Here is a 16,823-nt window from a genome sequence, read left to right on the forward strand (position 1 = left end):
CCGGGCACCCGCCCAGTCCAGCCGTTCCCACTTTAGCTTTATCCTCTGCGCGCGGCCGCCCCGCCGTTGGCAAAGTACGCCTTGATACCCGCCAGAATAGATTCCGCCACCTGCTGCTGGAAATGCGTAGTGCGCAGCTTGCGCTCTTCTTCTATATTGCTGATAAACGCTGTCTCAACCAAAATAGAAGGGATGTCCGGCGCTTTTAATACCGCAAAACCGGCCTGATCGACCCGATTCTTATGCAAACGGTTAATTTTACTCATCCGGTTTAGCACTTCCTTACCGAATTTCAGGCTGTCATTGATGGTCGCCGTTTGTATCAGATCAAACATGGTGTGATCCAGATAGCGGTCACCACTCTTGCTGACGCCGCCAATTTGATCCGATTCGTTCTGGGTCTGCGCCAGGAACTTCGCCGCCGAACTGGTGGCACCTTTGGTCGACAATGCAAAGACCGATGAGCCACGCGCAGCCCGGCTGGTAAAGGCATCGGCGTGGATCGACACAAACAGGTCAGCACGTTGCTTACGCGCCTTCGCCACCCTCACCTTCAGCGGAATGAACACGTCTTCATTGCGCGTCATAAACACTTTCATGTTCGGCTCACGCTTGATTAGCGTGCTTAGCCGGCGGGCAATCTGCAATACGATGTCTTTTTCACGCGTTTTGAATTTACCTATAGCGCCTGGATCTTCGCCGCCGTGGCCGGGATCCAGCATGATGACAATAGGTCGATCGCGCCCTGCCTTACCGGCCTGTGGTGCTTCCGCCGGCAAAGTACGCTCAAGATCGCCCTTGTTGTAATCTTCCAGTAACGCCAACAACGGATCATAATCTTCGCCACTGCCGCCCTTGCTAGGATACAAGTCCATCACCAGACGATTGCGGTATTCCGGCACCGGCGCCAGGGTAAACATGTGCGGGCTGACGCTGCGTTTAAGCTCCAGCACCAGCCGGACGGTATTTTGATCAAACTGACCGACACGCGCCTGTTTCAGGTAGGGATCGTCGGCACGTACCTGCCCCACAATACCCTTCAGCACGCTATTGAGCTGCACGCCCTCGATATCCACCACCACACGGTCGGGATTGGTCAGCGCAAACTGCTTATATTTCAGTTCAACGTTAGATTCGAGCGTCACCCGGGTATAGGTGGAGGAAGGCCAGACGCGTACGGCGATGACATGCGATGAGGCGGCGACGCCTACGCGACTCACACTCAGCAACCAGCTTGCGGCAACCCCCTGCAATAAACGACGGCGGCCCAGATTGTGATTTGAGTTTGGCATGCGACTCCGGCAGTGGTAACAGATTCAAACAGATGAAAAAAACACCGGTCAAATAGGAATGCCGAAAACTTTAACCAATCATTCCGGCGCTGTCATCAGAAAATCTTTTTATGGTTTTTCAATTTATTAACGACTCAACGCCCATGGCAAAGAAATAGAGACAATTTCTCACTTGCCATTAGGGCTATAAAAGAATAAAAATACAAAAATATCGTATAAATATGCAAATGAGGTTTGGCCGTGAAGGAACGTAGTACAGAGCTGGTCCAAGGATTCCGTCACTCAGTTCCCTATATTAATGCCCACCGTGGCAAGACGTTTGTCGTTATGCTGGGTGGGGAAGCCATAGAACATGAGAACTTTGCCAACATCGTTAACGATGTTGGGCTACTGCATAGCCTGGGGATCCGTTTGGTGGTGGTTTATGGCGCGCGGCCACAGATCGACGTCAATCTGGCGCAGCATAATCTCGAACCGATTTATCACAAGCATACCCGCGTCACCGACGCCCATACGCTGGAATTGGTTAAACAGGCGGCGGGTCTGCTGCAACTGGATATCACCGCCCGGCTGTCAATGAGCCTCAACAACACGCCACTGCAGGGCGCGCATATCAACGTGGTCAGCGGTAACTTTATCATCGCTCAGCCGCTGGGTATTGATGACGGTGTGGACTACTGCCACAGCGGACGCATTCGCCGTATTGATGAAGAAGCCATCCACCGTCAGCTCGACAGTAACGCTATCGTACTGATTGGCCCGGTTGCCGTTTCCGTCACCGGTGAAAGCTTTAACCTGACCTCTGAAGAAGTGGCGACTCAGTTGGCGATCAAGCTGAAGGCCGAGAAAATGATCGGCTTCTGTTCATCCCAGGGGGTGACCAATCAGGAAGGCACCATCATTTCCGAACTGTTCCCCAACGACGCGCAAAAACGCATTGAAGAACTGGAAGAGAACGGCGACTACCACTCTGGCACCGTGCGCTTCCTGCGCGGCGCCGTGAAGGCCTGCCGCAGCGGTGTTCGCCGCAGCCACCTGATCAGCTATCAGGAAGACGGTGCGCTGGTACAGGAACTGTTCTCACGCGATGGTATTGGCACCCAGATCGTTATGGAGAGCGCTGAACAGGTGCGCCGGGCGACGATTAACGACATCGGTGGCATCCTCGAGCTGATCCGCCCGCTCGAGCAACAGGGTATTTTGGTGCGTCGCTCACGTGAACAATTGGAGATGGAGATCGACAAGTTCACCATTATTGAACGCGATAACCTGACCATCGCCTGTGCGGCATTGTATCCGTTCCCGGAAGAGAAAATCGGCGAGATGGCCTGCGTCGCGGTTCATCCCGACTACCGCAGTTCGTCACGGGGGGAAATGCTGTTACAGCGGGTGGAGAGCCAGGCGCGCCAGATGGGCCTGCGTAAACTGTTTGTCCTGACTACGCGCAGCATCCACTGGTTCCAGGAGCGTGGTTTCACACCGGCGGAAGTCGACGTGCTGCCGGTTGAGAAACAGGCGCTGTACAACTATCAACGTCGTTCCAAAATTCTGCTGGCGGACCTGTAATCCTTGGTGGGCGCAGCATGCTGCGCCCCTGCTCACTCTCACTCAGGCGGTGATCTGTAACCGCTCCGCCAACCCGCTGCGACGCTGGGTGGGGGTACGAATGGCTCGCATCAAAACCGCATCGATGGCATACAATGAAAGCTGCCTGCGAGCACGGGTGATCGCGGTGTACACCAATTCACGCGTTAGTACCGGCAGGAAATGATTGGGTAATACCAGTACCGTGTGATCAAACTCCGAGCCCTGCGACTTGTGCACCGTCATTGCATAAGCGGTTTCATGCGCTGGTAAACGGCTCGGCTGCACCGACTTAATGCTGCCGTCCGGCAGTTGGAAGTGAACACGTAGCTCGCCGGTCTCATCCCGCAAGGCAATGCCGATATCGCCGTTAAACAGCCCCAGAGCGCTGTCATTGCGACCAATCATCACCGGACGACCGGAATACCAACGCCCTGCGGCCCCCGGCTTGCGTTGGATCAGACCGGCGCGTTGCAGCCCCGTCTCAATGCGTTCGTTTAACCCAGCAATACCGAAGGGCCCCTCTCGCAGCGCACACAGCACCTGGAAACGACCAAACGCCGCCAGCACCGCCACCGCGTCCGCACCTGCGACCACCTGCTGCAGATAATCACGATAGCCCGTCACGCAGGCATCCAGCAGCGCCTGATAGTCTTGCGTTTCCGCCAACGGATAACCGCTAACGTCACTGAAACGGCCGTCGAGTGCCGCCAGTGCAAGCTTGCCATTGCCGGTATTCACCGCAGAGGCCAGTTGGCCAATGCCCGAGTTGGCATCAAAGCGATAGCTTTTGCGCAGCAGACACAGACTGTCGCGCACTGCGGCCTCCGCCTGGGCACTTTCGCCCTTCAACAGACAGCCGGTTAGCCGAGAGAGTTGCTCTGCGCGCGCCACGCTGTAACCCTGCTCGGCAAAGCGGCAGATATCTCCCAGTACCGCCCCAGCCTCTACCGAAGCCAGTTGATCGCGATCGCCCAGGAAGATCACCCGCGCCTGAGCGGGCAAGGCGGCAATCAAACGCGCCATCATTGGCAAGTCGACCATTGAAGCCTCATCGACCACCAGAACATCCAGATGCAGTCGGTTACCACTGTGATAACGCATGCGCTGACTGTTGGGCTGAGCGCCCAGCAGGCGATGGAGCGTGGAGGCTTCGGTGGGGAACAGCGCACGCTGCTCCGGGGTTAACGCCAGTTGTTTGCCCGCACTGCCTAACGATTCCGTTAAACGCGCTGCTGCTTTGCCGGTAGGCGCCGCCAACTGAATACGTAAACGGCGGCCCTCGGCAAGCTGCACCAGCGCCGCCAGTAATTTGGCGACAGTGGTGGTCTTACCGGTGCCCGGCCCACCAGAAATCACCGCAATGCGTCGCGTCGCGGCCACTGCTGCCGCAATTTTCTGCCAGTCGGGTTCATCAGTCGCTTTGCCAAATAATTGGTCGAGAATGGCGCGCAGTTCGGCTTCTTCAACCGCCTGAGGCAGGCTGTCGCTACTGATAAACTCGGCCACCTCACCCTCGTTCTGCCACATACGCTGCAGATACAATCGCTGCTGTTGCAACACCATCGGCATCGCGGTACTGCCATCGCCCACCGCCGCACTGGCCGACAGACGCCGCTGCCAACCGGCCACATCCAACTGCCCTGCCGCCAACCATGCGGCCTGTGCCAGCTCCGGCTGACGCCCGTCAAAGAGATTTTCCGGCAGCAGCTGTTCCAGCATCAGACAGACATGACCCGCACCGGCCTCTGCGCTGAGGCAGGCCGCAGCCAGCAGCATCTCCGGCTCGTCGCTCCCGGCCACCACACGGGCGAACTGCAGATCCAGCGGGCGCAACACGCCGAGTGCCTGCGCCTGTTCCAGTAGCGCGATCATGATTCATCCTCTGCCACAAGAGCCTCACCGCTGAATAACAAATCCATGCCTTCCACCAATTGCGCCTCCGGGCGGCAGGCGAAAATGCCATTACCCGGATGCTGTGCATCCACACCGCGCAGGAACAGATAAATCACCCCGCCGAAGTGCCGCTGATAATCATAATCCGGCAACCGATGGCGCAGATAGCGGTGCAGCGCCAACGTATATAGCTGATATTGCAGGTCATAACGGTGTTCTGCCATCGCCTGCGCCATCGCCGGTTGGGTATAGGCACTGCTGTCTTCACCCAGCCAGTTGGATTTGTAGTCCAGCAGGTAATATTTCCCCTGCCAGCAGAATACCAGGTCGATAAACCCTTTCAGCATCCCCTGCACCTGTTGGAAATCCAATTCAGGGCAGCGAGCAGAAAGGGGATCGTAGCTTTTCACCAGCTTATCCAGCTCATGCGCCTGCAACAGCTGCCCAATCGGCAGATAAAACTGCAGCTCGGCCTGTTTATGCTGCGGTACCAGCGCCGTTAACACGACACCGGTATCATTAAGCGGCGTGTTCAACAGCACCTGCATCCACGCCAGTAGTATCGGTTGCCAGTGATCGGCAAACCCTTGCTGTTGCAACTGCTCCAGCAACCACGCCTCATCGAGCGGTTGGGTAAAATCGAGTGTTTCAAACAGGCTGTGCAGGAAGGTCCCCGGACCGGCCCCCCGTGGGAAGGTATGCGGTGTGAGCGCTGGCTCACTCTCCTGAGCTTTTTCGCCGGCGGCATCGACATCCAGCCGTGGCAACAAATCCTGCATCAGGCCCGCGCCATGTTGTTGCAGGCCGGTATAACTGGTCACCCGCCAGAAATCCTGTACCTGACGCGGGAAGTGCTTCGCCGCCAGCTCAGTCAAGGCCGGCGTTTGCGGCAGCCAGGGCTGCTCGTCCAGCGTTTCTACCAGCGACAGCGCAACGCCTTCTCCGGCCAGCTGTTGCAGGCATTGCTGCAGATAAGCCGCATCGCCTGCCTGGCCGGACTGCACCAGATAACCCAGCGCGCTGCGGTGTAAATCGGTATCACCCTGTTTCTTGCGGGTGCCTTGAATCAATGGCGCAATGCCAATGCTGCAGTGGTACACCGAACGGGTCAGCGCGACATACAACAGACGTAGATCTTCTGCCAGCCGTTCCTCCTCCGCCCATTCGAGACTTTGTTCATCGGCGTTGAGATCCAGCAAGGCCTGGAAACTCTGGCGATCGTGGTACAGCACCTGTTGCTGCTGGCGGAAATTGCCGACGAACGGCAACCACACCAGATCGAACTCCAGGCCTTTAGATTTATGGATGGTGATCACCTGCACCAGATGTCGGTCGCTTTCCAGCCGCAGTTGCTGGTTATCGGACTGCCGGTTGGGCTGGGAAATCTGCTGTGCCAACCAACGCACCAGCGCATGTTCGCTGTCGAGCTGTGCGGAGGCTTCCTGCAACAGTTCCCCCAAATGCATCACGTCGGTTAACCGACGCTCACCACCGAGGCTGGCCAACAGGTTTTCCGCCAGATGACGCTGATTCATCACTTCACGCAGCATCGGCAACACGCCGCGGCGCAGCCAGAGCGTTCGGTATTTGTCGAACTCATTGACCAGCGCATCCCAGGCGCGCTCATCCTGGTTCAATCCGTCCAGCATTGGTGCATCCAGCCCCATCAGCCCGGTCGCCATGGCACTGCGCAGCGTGCGTTCCTGCTCCGGTGCCAGTACCGCCTGCAGCAGCCACAGCAGATCTTTGGCCTCTGGTGTATCGAATACGCTGTCACGGTTGGATAGATAAACCGAAGGTATGGCCAGCGCACTCAGGGCATCACGCACTAACGCCGCCTCATTGCGGCTGCGCACCAGTACGGTAATGTCTGACGCCTCTACTGCCCGCCGTTTTTCTCCGTCCACCAGCCAGGCCTGCTGGTCTTGCCCGGCACTGAGCCAATCGCGGATTTGCGTGGCGCACAGGCGTGCCATCAATTGTTGGTACTCACTAACGCCAACACCTTCCCCTTGCTGCAGCCAAAACTGCATCGCCGGCTGCGGTTGGTTTTGCAGCTCAAACGCCAACCCCCGGTTTTTCTCAGCGGCGGCAACTTCAATAAAGGGAATTTGGCCGAACAGGAAGGGTTTTTCCACCTGAGCAAACAGATGGTTAACGCTGCCCACCATCGACGGGGACGAGCGCCAGTTGGTTTCAAGTGTATAGTGGGCGCTTACCTCTGAACGGGCGCGCATATAGGTAAAAATGTCGGCACCACGGAAGGCGTAAATCGCCTGCTTGGGGTCGCCGATCAGCAGCAGGCCACATTCTGGCCTGCCGACATAGAGTTTTTGGAAGATGCGGTATTGCTGGGGATCGGTATCCTGGAACTCATCGATCATCGCTACCGGGTAACGCTGGCGGATCGCCTGCGCCAACCGTTCTCCACCGTCACTCTGCAATGCGCTATCCAGTCGGCTTAACAGATCGTCAAAGCCCAGTTCGGCGCGCTGACGCTTCTCCTGCTGAATGGACAACCGTATCTCGCTCAACGCCCGCGCCATGATCAAGTCACGTAACGTCAGCGGTTCATCGAACAGTTCGTCGATCGCCACAAACAGCGCATGCCGTGGCGGCTCGCCTTTTTTGGTTTTATCCAGCAGTACCGACTGGCGGAATTTATCCAGCTCTTTCGGCAGTTGATAGTCCTGAGTTTCCAGCACCACCCATTCACCCACCTTATGCAGCCAGTTGGGCAGATGCTTGCTGCTGTAACTGCGCTTATCAACGCCGGACTGGCTGATCAACGCTTCCAGATCGCCCGCTGCAGCGAGCCACTGCGCTTTAATGGCGTCAATGCGCGCCACAATTTGCTCATGGCGCATCAGCACCGTTTCTTCATCCTTCGGCGGCCGACGCAGCATGGGTGCTTCGCCGTGCAGGTAGCCGGAAAGATCGGCCAGCAGCGCTTCCGGGCCGCTCCATTCCTGGCTCACCGCCCGGGCAACACCAATCGGCAACGGATAACAATGGCGACGCCAAAAGTCCGCACAGGCCTGGCGGCGCAGCGGCAGTTCATCCTGCACCAGCGTTTGCTCAAACAGAATGCCGGACTCGAAGGCGTTGTGGGTCAGCATACGCTGGCAAAAACCGTGGATAGTGTAGATTGCCGCTTCGTCCATCTGCCGTTCGGCAGCCAGCAGCTGCGCGGCGGCATCGGGCAGATCGTCAATTTCCGCCATTAACGCGTTAAATAACGGATTCTTACTGGTGCCGCGCACGCAGGCAATGCGTAATCCATGGATATTGCTACGGATACGCCCGCGCAGCTCCTCGGTGGCGGCTTCGGTAAAGGTCACCACCAGGATCTCCTCAACCGTCAGCGGCCGGGGAAAGGCCGCTGCCTGGCCCAAGCCAAGCAGCAGGCGCAAATACAGCGCGCCAATAGTAAAGGTTTTACCGGTCCCCGCCGACGCTTCTATCAGCCGCTCGCCAAACAGCGGCAACGTTAACGGGTCAAGCCGCTGCGGGGCGGTCTCTGTCATGGTGTCGCCACCTTACGCGGCAGAGTTTTCTGCAGCGCAGAGGCGTTTGGATAAGTCACCCAGTTCGGCTGCACCGCATAATCCGCCTTCTCTTGCCCACTACCACTCACCTGCGACAGCACCGCCAACCCCTGCGGCTTAATCACCGCCTGGTGGAAATAATCCGCCAGTTTAGTCGGCGTCAGCTGTTTGATTTGCTCAATCAGCTTATGACGGGTATCAAATGCGAAGTTGCCACGGTCGAAGTCATTGGAGAAACGGCCGGCTTCTTCGCTCAGGGTTTGTGGACGCTGCTTCAATTCGTTGATCATCGCCTGCTTATACTGCTCGAAGTCCGCCGGTTTCATCTCGCGCAGGCGTTTCTCGGTTTTCGGGTAGAAATCCTGATAGCGCTGATACAGGTACGCCGGTTGCTTGCTGTTACTTTGCAGCAGGAAACCAATCCCCCACTGACGGCCGACGGACATCGGGAAAGCAAACACCGCGTAGCCCAGCTGTTCCTGAGTACGCAATTGGCTGTAGAACCATGGCTGGATAATTTGGCCAAGCAGCGAACTGTAAGCCATGCCGGTCACTTCGTCGTAGCCGGTCGGCACATACACTGCCGCCAGCGCCGAGTCGGTGCTGCTGCCTGCCCGCTGCAGATTGGCCAACTGGCTTTTAGTCACTTCAACGTCTTCGCCATGCCACCATTCAACACCGGTACAACCCAGACGGTGTTTCAGCGTGGAGGCCAGGGTATCCACCTGTTGCTTACTCATATTGCCCACCACCAACAACTCCGGCGTCGCCTCAGCCAGCAGGCTGTCACGGTAGGCCAGCACATCTTTCAGCGTCAGGGTTTTCAGCACCTCGCGGCGCTCAATGCGTTCTGAGTAAGGCACGCGAGAAACCATCTGCACCGGCTGGATCGCCAGCTCAAACGCTTTGCCCTTCTCGGCGGAATCCAACTGTTCCAGATACCAGGACTTGGCCTGCGCCAGTTGATCTTCGGTCGGCGTAAAGCTCGAGTAGCCCTCGATCAGGGAAGTCAGCAGTTGCGGCAAGCGCTGGGTAAAGCCGTTGGCGTTGAACTCCAGACCGTTGTTCGGCGAGGTTGAGAAACTCAGCCCGCCAACCGAAGCCTGGTAGCTCAGTTGATCCAGCGAAATCCCTGCCAGATAGTCCGTCAAAGAGAACAACACCTGGTTGCGTGCAGAATCCATGGTTTTTGCATTGCGGAACGCCACTGTGACGTCAGCCTTAGGCTCATCGGCAAAGTAACGGCTCGGCATATACAACACACGCAGGCCCGGTTGGTCGACCACCATCTCCGGTTTTTTAAACTCGTGTGAAGGCTTGGTCAGACTGAAATCATCCGGAATATACGGGTTCAGCGTGGGTAACGACAGGCTGATCCCTTTACCCAGTTGCTGCCACTGTTCAAAGCGCTGCGGGGTGATTTTATCGACCTGATAAGGCGCATTGACGAAGTAGGCCATCTTGTTATGCGGCTCATTCGGGCTGACGAACCAGATCCGCGCATTCTGTGGCGTCATGGCGTCCAGACGTTCGGCGATCGCCTTGGCGTCATAGCGGTCGGCCAGATAAGGCGAGTCCAGCGTATGTTCGACCGGCACGCGCAGCATGGTATCCACCAGCCATTCGATGTAATCCATATCACGGGTGATCGACGGATAGCGGAAATCCAGATTCAATACGTGGGAGATCTCATCAAAATAGCTTTGCTTGATGCCTTCGCTGCGCAACATTTTCAGATAGTTAAAGATGGCGGCGACAACTTCGTCACGCTTGGCCAAGCCTTTATCGGTCAATGAGACACTGATTGAGAATACGCCGCCGTTGCGATCCACCATAGGATCGGCCCCGGCATTGATGGCATCCGCCAGCCCCTGCTTTTGCAGCCAGTCAGACAGGGTATTTTGGCTGCGGTTGCCAATCAGGTAACTGATGTAGGTATCGGTCTTGCTGCGGAATTCAGCGCTGTTATTGTCAATGCGAAATTCCACTTTCAGCTGCTTGCGCGGCTGGGCCGGGACATAGTGAATAATGATGCCCTGCTGTTCAGGAGTGACCGCCGGGACTTTGATCGGCGGTACGCTGGCGTCACGGTTAGGCACCCGGCCAAAAGTTTTGGCCGCCAGTTCAGCCAGTTCCGGCAATGGCTGGTTGCTGTACAGCACCCCCATCATCAGATTGGCGGAATAATAGCGTTGGTAGAATGCCGTCAGCTCATCGTGCAGCTTGCTGCCCGGCTTGTCTTTTAAGGTATCAAGGTTACCGCCTGAGAAACGCGCACTGGGGTGTGCCGGGTTCAGCGTTTCTGCCCCGACCTGCGCCATGCGCATTCCGTCGCGTGAACGCGCCATTGTCAGCTCGGCATTAACCGCGTTACGTTCACGATCGGCATTGCCCGGCTCCAGCAGCGGTTCGGCGATAGCGTCCGCCATGCGGTCTACCGCCGGGGCCAGCGCGTCGTTTTCCACTTCCAAATAGAACGCGGTGCGATAAGAAGCGGTGCTGGCGTTATGGCTGCCACCGTGTTTCTTCAGGAACTCCGCCAGATTCTCCGCCTGCGGGTAGCGTTTGGATCCCATCAGCACCATGTGCTCCAGGTAGTGCGCCAACCCTAGCTGACTGTTCGGATCTTCCAGCGAGCCGACCGGCAGCGCCAGCGCCGCTAGTGATTTCGGTGCCTGAGCGTCGGAAACCAACAGCACTGTCATGCCGTTCGCCAACTTGATCGCCTGATACTGACGCGGATCGTGATCGCTTTTGTTGATCTTCTCCGCCAGCGGTTGCCATCCCTGTGCGGCCCAGCTCAACGGCGCCCAAAACATAACCACTAATACTAACCCGGTGATGCGGGCCAACTGTCTGCGCATATCCAAAATGAACCCCTATTCTGACGCCGTCGCGCCACATCCCTGACGTTGACGACGTACATAAAAACAACAAAAGCTATATGCCTGTACGTTATGTAAGACCGGAGCTAACCCCGATAGTTGAATATAACCCTGATTATTTTTACCACCTCAGGGCAATCAGTACCACCGGGGGATTGTTACCCAAGGTTATGCCGTGCCACCGGCAACAGATAACGCTCTGTTTCGGCCAGAATTTGCGCTAAATAAATATTGTCCAACTGGCGGAATACCCGTTGCACATAGGGATCCTCGCCTTCACCTGGAATACGCTGATCGCCCTGCCAGGTTTGCAACAGCTTGGCCCGGGCCTTGATTTGCACCTCTTCATCCCAGTCAATCTGCTGCGTCTCCGCCTGATAGCACTGGCTCAGCCACGCCCAGCCACTTTTGTTCAGCAGCAGCAACGGCTGACACAGACCGCGCTGGTAGCCGGCCACCAGTTCAGCCAATTGCTCATGGGCCTCTTGCGCACTTAACGCGGCAAAACGCCAGGCGGCCCCTTTACGTCCGTAAATGCGGCTTTCTCCGCTGCCACCGACGCAGCAGTACACCAGATGTTCCAGCCACAGCAATATACCGTCGACTGCCGATAAGGTTGACGGCCGCCAGCGCAGCAGCCCATCGTCCTGGACCTGATGTAGCCAGCCGCTGATGCGCACACCGGCAATGTCGATATCCAGTTCCAGGCTGTGCCCTTCGCTACGTTCGGCGCGTACCTGTTCGGCCAGCTCGGTCATCTCTTCCTGCTGCTTCTGCCAGTATATTTCGCCGAAGGGGCCAAAAGGCAACCCGCCGGCGGCACGCACCCGCTGAAACAAGCGGGCGGCGTCCCCACCGTCAATCAAAGTGTTCAGCAGTTGGCTATTAAACTGATAGCGACTGAGATTATCCAGAGTGAAGGGCTCTTCGTCCGGCAGCTCGGTTTCTTCCAGAATGAAACTGACCCCCAATCGCAGTTGGAAGAAGGCGCGGATCGGGTGGCGGTAGAACCGCAGTAAATCGTCCAGCGAGATCTGCGTTTTTTCATCCGGCAACAGGGGCTGATTAAACGCGGGATGCGCCGCGCCGCGCCGATCGGCGGCAGGTAACCATTCGGCGGCATAGCTCTGCGCTTCGCTATTGGGCAGGAAATTCTCGGCGGCAAACGGCATGCGTGAATGCCAGTTAAGCAAATGTTTACCCACCTGCTGTGCGCTGCTATCGGCGTCCAGGTTTTCATCGCCCGGCAGACAATAACTTTGCTCAAGGTACTCCAGCAGCTCGGTCACCAGCACCGAAGGAAAACGCTCGCTGTTATCCTGAATGGAGCGGCCAATAAAGCTGATATACAGCCGTTGTTGCGCCGACAGGATCGCCTCCAGGAACAGGTAGCGGTCATCATCACGACGGCTGCGGTCGCCGCGCTTCACCTGTTGCGCCATCAAATCAAAGCCTAGCGGTGGCAAGGTGCGCGGATAAACCCCGTCGTTCATGCCCAGCAGGCAGACCACTTTGAACGGGATGGAACGCATGGGCATCAGCGTGCAGAAGTTGATTTGTCCGGCCAGGAAACGTTGGCTGATGCGTTCCTGATCGAGACGTGCCGCCAGTTCATCACGCAGGATAGACAGAGGCACCTCATCGGGATAGCGTGCCGCCAGCCCAAATTCGAACAGCTTGTTCCACTGCTGTTCTATCAGCGCCAACACCACTTCCGTTTCGCCGTCCTGTTCAAAAAAGGTTTCCAGCAGTTGGCGGCACAGTGGCTGCCACTCCGGCAAACAACGCGCCTGCCCCAACCGTTGCCGCCAGCGGCTCAGCGCCGCCAGCAGTTCCGCCAGTTGCCCGGCCAGTTCGGCTACCAGCCCGCTCGACTCGTCATAGGGCAAAACGCCCTGCCAGTCGCCGGCATTGCTGTCCATGGCGTAACCCAGCAGCATGCGTGTAATACCGAATTGCCAGGTGTGCTGGCCGGTAGCGGGCAGATCCAGTTCACGTACGTTGTCGTCATCCAGCCCCCAACGCACGCCGGACTCGCCGACCCAGTGGCGCAACAGGCGCAGCCCTTCCTCCCGAATGGAGAACCGCGCTGCCAGCGCCGGAACCTCCAGCAAGGCCAGCACCTGCTCTGAGGTAAAGCGGCTCTGCGGCAGATCCAGTAATGAGATAAACGCCTGTAGCGCCGGGTGAGCCTGGCTGGCCTTGCGGTCAGAGATGGCAAACGGCAGGTAACGTTCGGGGGAAGCGTTACCGAATACCGCCTGAATATAAGGCGTATAGCTGTCGATATCCGCCACCATCACGATGATGTCGCGTGGCGTCAGCTCAGGATCGTCCGCCAGCATGCTCAACAGCTGATCGTGCAGTACTTCCACCTCACGCTGCGGGCTGTGGCAGGCGTGCAGGCTAATGGAGCGATCGGCCGGATCAAGCCGACGTTTAGTGACGCTGCTCTCCAGCGTTTCCGGTGTGGTACCGATAACCGCACTGTTCTTCAGCTCCAGCATATCGTGCTGAATAGCATGCAGCAGATTGTCCGCAGGGATATCAACAAAGGCAAAAACTTCCTCTGAGGATTCGATCTGCGAGAGTAAAAAGTGGTGGTCGCGCCCCAGCTTGCCCCATGAAGCCAGCAGCGGGTTTGGCAGGTCTTGCTCGCCGGCGTCGTTAAACAACCCGGCGGCATTATCAGGATCCCGGAATAACGAATATTCCGTTTTGTCGCGATAATGCTGCCGTTTACGGCTCTGCAATTTCGCCAGGAATGACTGGCTCTGAATGTCCCCCCAATAATAGCGGCACGGATTGGTGAACATCAGATGAATATCAATATGCTTGCCCAGCGCCTGCAACGCTTCCAGATACACCGGGGGCAACGCCGAGATACCGCAGATAAAGACCCGAGGTGGCAGCCCCGCCGGCGGGGTTTCCGCTTTCTCTAACGCGCTGATAAAACGGCGATACAGGTTGGCACGGTGCCATTCAGGCTGCCCCAATTCCTGAGTGTATTCGACCAACCGCGCCCATAACGGCGCTTGCCATTGCTGTGCCTCCGCCAGCCCATCAACAGGCTCACCCTGCTGCCAGCTTTCCAGCCATTGCGGGCGATACACCAGATATTGGTCAAACAGGTCAGCCACCCGACCGGCAAGCTGGTGGATTTTACGCTTGTCGCCGTCGTCGGTGAGGTAATGCTGAAGCGGGGCAAATTCAGGTTGGGTGAGCAGATCGGGCAACAGCCACATCAACTTCCAGGTCATGGCGTCTTTGCTGAAGGCGCTCTCTTTCGGGATCCCCGGTAACACCCGGGTGAACATGTCCCAGATGAAGGTGGCCGGCAATGGGAAAGCAATGTTGGCGGCAATGCCAAATTGTTCTGCCAGTTGCATCTGTAACCACTGCGCCATGCCAGGGCTCTGTACCAGCACCACTTCCGGTTGAAAAGGATCGGCCAATGGCTCTCTGGCTATCAACGCGCTGGTTAACGTTTTCAGCAAATCCAACTGATTGGAATGATAAACCCTAAACATTGGGAGCTCCCTTAAAACAAAATATCTGCCGGATCACTGGCGCATGCAGTACCAACGACTGAGTTCCGCCCACTGTCGCTGGGGCGTTTGTATTCTTACCGTCAGCCGTTGGCAGCTGGCTTGCGGGGTGCTTAGCCCTGCCTCACGTTGCCAACCGGGGCCCGGTAGCGGCAGCCCGACGTCCACGCGCCCGCTAGCGGCGAAAACTTCCAATTGCTGATGCGCCAACGACCAGGCCTGTCGATACTGCCACTGACGCTGGAACGACTGCAACAGCACCTGATGATACTGTAACAATCCCAGCAGCGACACCGCGAACAGTAACGCGGCAATCAGTACCTCCGGCAGGCTGAAACCCCGTTGGCGCCATAACGCTGCACCGGACGCGTTGCGCAGCTTACTCCGCACAGTCCACCTGCTTTTTTTCAGGGCAAAAATCCAGCCAACCGCCGGTTTCCACCCTCAGCCCGATGTCGCCCCCCGAGCCTTCTGGCTTGGTTCGTTGGTATAACCGCAACGGTTCCCCACGACCGACCTGCGCATCACCACGTACCAGCACAATGCCCGCCTGAGAGGATAATTTTGCACAGGCACGTAGCTCACCGGTTTGCTGGCACCACCAGCCGTTAGTGGCTAACCGCCCGCGCGGCCAGGACTGCACCACGCCCCAACTGAGCGCCGAAGCGGCCTGATTATAGGCCTGTAGATAACGCTTCTCGTCGGCGGCCAGCAGCAGAGCACTGTCCAGTTGGCGGTGCTGGGCATTCAACAGCATCAACCCCATCACCAGCAACATCATCACTGCCGCCAGGGTGCTGCCTCCCCGCTGCCCGCCAGCCTTCATGGCAGCGAGGCCATATTAACCGCCCACTGCAGGCTGTGTCGTATCCCCTTATCCGCTTTTGAATGGCCACTCAGGGCCAGCGTCACCCAGTTTTTACCGCTGTCGCCCGCATTCACCTTGATGCTGAAGGTTTCAATGCGCATTTCGTCGTTATCGAGCAGACGCTCCCAGCCGGTGCCACGGCAGTGACTTACGCCTCGCTGCCCCTCCAGCATGCCCTGCCGTAACCGGTATCCGAAGTAACCGGCGTCGGCACCGAGAGTTTCCCAGCGTCCGCTGCGGGTGATGTCATAGGCAACTATCACACAGCTGCCCGCCGCCTCCCCGGCCGCACGACTGATCAACAAGGGCTGCCCCTGGCACTGGCCTGCACAGAAACCGGCGCGGCGCAGATCTTTCTCAATGCCAAAGGCTAACTGCCGCAGCACCGATTCCAGCCGATAATGCCGACCGACATCAACACTGTGCTGACGCAACACCGGATAAGTTTTTGCCGCAGCCAACGCAATCAGGCTGCCAAAGGTCAGTGCCAGCATCACCTCCGGCAGCGTAAAACCGCGTTCTAGGGCTGACATGCCGCAATCCCCCTCAGGCTCACGTCTTGGCTGCATAACCGTAGCCGCCCCTTGGCTGACAGCACCAGGCGCAGGCTGCCGGCACCATTCCTGAGCAAAATATGCCCGGCCTGGGCATTGTTACGCAGGCCATAAAACCCGATATCTTTTTGGGTAAACCCCGCCAGTTGCACGTCCCGATAGTCAGGACGGAACACATCATCGCCGAGCGCTGCACAATCCACCGGCGCTTGACCGCTGCCGATGCACCAAGGATCGCCGGTTTTAAACCCCAGCAGCGCCGTGCGATTACGCCAGTTGGCGTCCGCCTGTAACCGGGTGAGAAAGGCCAGCAGCTGCTGCGCGGTATGCTCCAGTCGCAAAGCCTGTTGATAATGACGCCAGTGGCTAACGCCCCAACCGGTCAGCAGGCCCGCCAGGGTAATCACCACCAGCAGCTCAATCAGCGTCATGCCGCGCTGGCCCTCAATGTTGAAAATCATCTTGTCGTTCATACCGGCCAGTGTAACCAGAGGCACAGCAGGATAAAGAAGGCGTTTTCTGGCCTGAAGCACGCTGCGCAACCTTTCTATGAAACTGACGGGGAAACCCAATTAAATGCGAAGCAGAGCGCAGAAACAGCGGAGGTGAATCGGCAGAAAAAACCAAGGGCGCAACCAGTGCGCCCTT

The 16,823-nt window shown here is 57.5% G+C and carries 10 protein-coding genes; 1 reads left to right on the forward strand and 9 read right to left on the reverse strand.

Translation table 11 applies throughout. The annotated features are described in order from the left end of the window. Positions 1-38 precede the first annotated feature (38 nt). Positions 39-1,292: an N-acetylmuramoyl-L-alanine amidase AmiC gene (amiC, locus tag F8R23_RS20340; RefSeq protein WP_099064992.1), complete on the reverse strand. Its 1,254-nt coding sequence runs from the start codon at positions 1,290-1,292 to the stop codon at positions 39-41. Between the two features lie 240 nt (positions 1,293-1,532). Between amiC and argA the strand changes: the two genes are divergently transcribed. Then, positions 1,533-2,858 carry an amino-acid N-acetyltransferase gene (gene argA / locus F8R23_RS20345; protein ID WP_112347412.1) on the forward strand — a complete coding sequence of 442 codons (1,326 nt, stop codon included), beginning with the start codon at positions 1,533-1,535 and terminating at the stop codon, positions 2,856-2,858. A 42-nt stretch (positions 2,859-2,900) separates the two neighbouring features. Here the strand turns inward: argA and recD are convergent, their stop codons facing one another. The 8 genes from recD to F8R23_RS20385 all read right to left on the reverse strand — a co-directional run bounded on the left by recD (position 2,901) and on the right by F8R23_RS20385 (position 16,648). Next, complete coding sequence (gene recD / locus F8R23_RS20350) at positions 2,901-4,751, reverse strand: exodeoxyribonuclease V subunit alpha (RefSeq protein ID WP_151415936.1); 1,851 nt, start codon at positions 4,749-4,751, stop codon at positions 2,901-2,903. Next, positions 4,748-8,299, reverse strand: a complete 3,552-nt coding sequence (recB, locus tag F8R23_RS20355) for an exodeoxyribonuclease V subunit beta (RefSeq protein ID WP_129937084.1) — start codon at positions 8,297-8,299, stop codon at positions 4,748-4,750. Before recB ends, recD begins: the two co-directional genes overlap by 4 nt. Continuing rightward, positions 8,296-11,184 (reverse strand): pitrilysin, encoded by a 2,889-nt coding sequence (gene ptrA / locus F8R23_RS20360; protein ID WP_129937117.1) that lies wholly within the window; start codon positions 11,182-11,184, stop codon positions 8,296-8,298. Before ptrA ends, recB begins: the two co-directional genes overlap by 4 nt. A gap of 179 nt (positions 11,185-11,363) precedes the next feature. Further along, complete coding sequence (gene recC / locus F8R23_RS20365) at positions 11,364-14,735, reverse strand: exodeoxyribonuclease V subunit gamma (protein ID WP_151415937.1); 3,372 nt, start codon at positions 14,733-14,735, stop codon at positions 11,364-11,366. A 33-nt stretch (positions 14,736-14,768) separates the two neighbouring features. Then, positions 14,769-15,143 (reverse strand): prepilin-type N-terminal cleavage/methylation domain-containing protein, encoded by a 375-nt coding sequence (locus F8R23_RS20370; protein WP_170287998.1) that lies wholly within the window; start codon positions 15,141-15,143, stop codon positions 14,769-14,771. Beyond that, entirely contained in the window at positions 15,133-15,579 is a 447-nt protein-coding gene (locus F8R23_RS20375; RefSeq protein ID WP_129937082.1) for a YgdB family protein, read from the reverse strand. Before F8R23_RS20375 ends, F8R23_RS20370 begins: the two co-directional genes overlap by 11 nt. Continuing rightward, the gene (locus F8R23_RS20380) at positions 15,576-16,154 is read right to left on the reverse strand and encodes a prepilin peptidase-dependent protein (protein ID WP_112347239.1); all 579 of its coding nucleotides are present in this window, start codon (positions 16,152-16,154) and stop codon (positions 15,576-15,578) included. Before F8R23_RS20380 ends, F8R23_RS20375 begins: the two co-directional genes overlap by 4 nt. Next, positions 16,142-16,648 (reverse strand): prepilin peptidase-dependent protein, encoded by a 507-nt coding sequence (locus F8R23_RS20385; protein WP_129937115.1) that lies wholly within the window; start codon positions 16,646-16,648, stop codon positions 16,142-16,144. Before F8R23_RS20385 ends, F8R23_RS20380 begins: the two co-directional genes overlap by 13 nt. Positions 16,649-16,823 lie beyond the last annotated feature (175 nt).

The sequence above is a fragment of the Serratia proteamaculans genome (genome assembly GCF_008830365.1).
Taxonomy (GTDB): Bacteria; Pseudomonadota; Gammaproteobacteria; order Enterobacterales; family Enterobacteriaceae; genus Serratia; species Serratia proteamaculans.